The sequence below is a fragment of the Motilibacter deserti genome (genome assembly GCF_011250635.1).
In the GTDB taxonomy this organism is placed as follows: domain Bacteria; phylum Actinomycetota; class Actinomycetes; order Motilibacterales; family Motilibacteraceae; genus Motilibacter_A; species Motilibacter_A deserti.
On the sequence record NZ_JAANNP010000148.1, the window covers coordinates 1 to 3653 of the forward strand.

Here is a 3653-nt window from a genome sequence, read left to right on the forward strand (position 1 = left end):
CTACCTCGGCGCCAGCCTCACCGACATCGTCAACGAGGCGGAGACGACGAAGGGCGCGCTGTACTTCCACTTCGCGTCCAAGGACCACCTCGCGGCCGCCGTCGTCCACGAGCAGTACGCCGCCTGGCCCGCGCTGATCGCCAAGGTCAGTGCGGAGCACGAAGGGCCTCTCGCGCAGCTGCGTGCCCTGTCGTACGAGGTCGCCCGCGCCTTCCGCGAGGACATCGTCGTGCGCGCCGGCATCCGGCTGGCCGCCGAGCGGGCGGTCATCGGGGTCGAGCTGCCCACGCCGTACGTCGGCTGGATCGACCAGACGACCGGCCTGCTGCGCCACGCCCAGGAGATCGGGCAGATGCGCCCCGGCCTCGACCCGCCGGCGGTCGCGCGCACGCTCATCGCCGCGTTCTTCGGAGTGCAGAGCGTCTCGCAGGTGCTGAGCGAGCGCCGCGACCTCGAGGAGCGTCTGGACGACCTGTGGGACCTCGTCCTGCCGGCGCTCGCGCCCACGCCCGACCAACCCCCTGCCGCGCCGGCGTCGTAGCCCCGCGAACCTGCCCCTCGAGGGAGATCCCGCGATGACCCTGAGCGTCCTCTATGTCGCACTGGCCACGTCGAGCATCGCGCTCGGGGTCGTCGTGTTCTCCGCCGCGGCGCGGCGGCTGCTGGGTGTACGCGTCGGCGTGGCCCGCGCGTTCGTCACCGGGACGGTGGGCCTCGTCGCGTTCTGGGCCTTCGGCACGAGCACCGAGAGTGCCGGCAGCCGCGTGCTGTTCACCCCCGTGCAGATCGGGGTCTCGCTGCTGGTCGCCACGCTCTTCCTCGGGCTGAGCGAGGTGTTGTGGCCCAGCCCGTTCCGGCCGCTCGCGGGGGCGCGCGGCCTGCAGCGGCGTCTCGCCCGCACCCGGCGCTACTGGGAGATCTCGCGGATCGCGATGCGCCACGGCCTGCTGGCCCCACGGCTGCGGCCCGCCCGGGCGTCGGGGGCCGGCGACCGACGCGACCCCCGTGCCCTCCGGCTCGCGCTCGAGGAGGGCGGCGTCACCTTCATCAAGCTGGGGCAGGCGCTGTCGACCCGGCCCGACCTGCTGCCGCCCGACGTCGTGGCCGAGCTTGTCCGGCTGCGGTGCGAGGTGCCTCCGGCCCCGTGGCCCGCGATCGAGCACGTGCTGCGCGAGGAGCTGGGCTGCGACCCGGAGGAGCTCTTCGCGCACGTGGACCCGATCCCGCTCGCCACTGCCTCCATCGCACAGGTCCATCGCGCCCGACTGCACACCGGCGAGCAGGTGGCGCTGAAGATCCAGCGCCCGGGCATCAAGCCGGTCGTCCTGCGCGACCTCGACATCGCGCACCGCGTTGCCAAAACGCTCGAGTCGCGCACCACCTGGGGACGCCGGATGGGCGCGTCCGCGCTCGCCGACGGCCTGTCCGACGCGCTTCGCGAGGAGCTGGACTTCCGGATGGAGGCGCGCAACCTGAGCGCCGTCGCCGCTGCCACGAAGGATGCATCTGTCCACGTCCCCCGGGTCCACGCCGCGCTGTGCTCCGAGCGGCTGCTCGTCATGGAGTTCCTCGAGGGCGTGCCGCTCGGCTCCGCCGCGGCGATCGAGCCCCTCCGGGCGCTCGACCGCGACGCGCTCGCGGCGACGCTGCTGCGGACCCTGCTGGGCCAGGTGCTGCACTCCGGCGTCTTCCACGCCGACCCGCACCCCGGCAACGTGCTGCTGCTGCCCGACGGGCGGCTCGGGCTGCTCGACTTCGGCTGCGTCGGCCGCCTCGACGGCCGGCTGCGCTCGGCGCTCGCCCAGTTCCTGCACGGCCTGCACCGCGGCGACCCGGCGCGGCTCGTCGATGCGCTGCTCGAGATCCTCACCCCCAGCGAGGACACCGACTCCGCCGCGCTGGAGCGTTCGCTCGGCCAGTTCCTGGCCCGACACCTCGGCCCCGGCTCCACCCCGGGGGTCGCGATGTTCAACGACCTGTTCCGGCTGGTCTCGCGGCACGGGCTGTCGGTGCCGCCGGAGATCGCCGCCGTGTTCCGTTCGCTGACGACGCTCGACGGGACGTTGCGCGAGCTCGCGCCGGGGCTCGACATGGTGCAGGCCTCGCGGTCGTTCGCGGTCTCCCACATCGGGGAGAGCTTCTCCCCGGGCAACCTGCGTCGTACGGCGACGGAGGAGGCGTTGGAGCTGCTCCCGATGCTGCGGCGGCTGCCGCGTCGTATCGAGCGCATTCTCGGGGCGGTCGAGGACGGCAACGTCAACGTCAACGTGCGGTTGTTCGCCAGCTCCCGCGACCGCAGCTTCATCACCGACCTGCTGCACCAGGTGCTGCTCGGGTTCCTCGGCGCGTCCACCGGGGTCGCGGCCGTGATGCTGCTCGGCACCCCGGGCGGGCCGAGCATCACCCCGGCGCTCAGCCTCTTCCAGCTGCTCGGCTACAACCTGCTCGTCGTCAGCTCCGTGCTCGTCATGCGCGTGCTCTTCCTGAGCTTCCCGTCCGCCGAGCGGGGCGCACGAGGGAGCCGGAGTACGCCGTGACAGACACTGAATTGCCGGGAGTTTCCTGAGCTGACGGGCGCGGCGAGCCGAGAGCAGGCCCGCGCCTGCGGGTCCAAGTCGGCGCCCGTCGGTCGTCGTGCGGCGCAGTGGTCCCGAGAAGCGGTTGAGTCATCAGGAAGGCCGGCACCGACCTGGCAATTGAACATGACGGCACGTGCACGGTGGCCGTGGTCAGACTCTGCGGGGTGTCGACAACCAAGCCTGCACTACGCCTGTGCCATGTCCACGAACCGCGAATAGTGACCCTGGAACGCCACCGTGATGGTCGCGGTCGGGCCATTGCGGTGCTTCGCCACGATGATGTCCGCCTCGCCGGCGCGGGGGGACTCCTTCTCGTAGACGTCCTCGCGGTGCAGCAGCATGACCATGTCGGCGTCCTGCTCGAGCGAGCCGGACTCACGCAGGTCGCTCATCATCGGCTTCTTGTCCGTGCGCTGCTCGGGCCCACGGTTCAGCTGCGAGAGCGCGATGACGGGGACGTCGAGCTCCTTGGCGAGCAGCTTCATCGACCGGGAGAACTCCGAGACCTCCTGCTGGCGGGACTCGACGCGCTTGCCGGACTGCATCAGCTGCAGGTAGTCGACGATGACGAGCTTGAGGTCGTGGCGCTGCTTGAGGCGCCGGCACTTGGCGCGGATCTCCATCATCGTCATGTTCGGCGAGTCGTCGATGAACATCGGAGCCTCGGACACCTCGCCCATGCGCCGGGCGAGCCGGTTCCAGTCGTCGTCGGTCATCGTGCCGGTGCGCATGTGGTGCAGCGGGACCCGCGCCTCGGCCGAGAGCAGACGCATCGTGATCTCGTTGCGGCCCATCTCGAGAGAGAAGAAGGCGGACGTCAGCCCCGATTTGATGGAGGCCGCACGCGCAAAGTCCAAGGCCAAAGTTGATTTGCCCATGGCGGGCCTCGCCGCAATAATAATCATCTGCCCGCCGTGCAAGCCATTCGTCAACTCGTCGAGGTCGGCGAACCCCGTGGGCACGCCGACCATAGCGCCGCCACGGGAGCCGATCGCCTCGATCTCGTCGAGCGCGCCCTCCATGATGTCGGCCAGCGGGACGTAGTCCTCGCTCGTCCGCTTGTCGGTGACGCCG

Annotated in this window: 3 protein-coding genes; 2 read left to right on the plus strand and 1 reads right to left on the minus strand. The window is 71.0% G+C overall.

Features of this window, described 5'->3' with window-relative positions; genetic code table 11:
* Positions 1 to 541, plus strand: a 541-nt coding sequence (locus G9H71_RS21550; protein WP_166284826.1) for a ScbR family autoregulator-binding transcription factor, incomplete at its 5' end; no start/stop codon positions are given.
* Positions 542 to 575: 34 nt separating this feature from the next.
* Positions 576 to 2537 (plus strand): ABC1 kinase family protein, encoded by a 1962-nt coding sequence (locus G9H71_RS21555; RefSeq protein WP_166284827.1) that lies wholly within the window; start codon positions 576 to 578, stop codon positions 2535 to 2537.
* Positions 2538 to 2764: 227 nt separating this feature from the next.
* On the opposite strand, the gene dnaB is transcribed toward G9H71_RS21555, so the two are convergent.
* A partial coding sequence (gene dnaB / locus G9H71_RS21560; RefSeq protein ID WP_166284828.1) for a replicative DNA helicase occupies positions 2765 to 3653 on the minus strand: 889 nt, incomplete at its 5' end.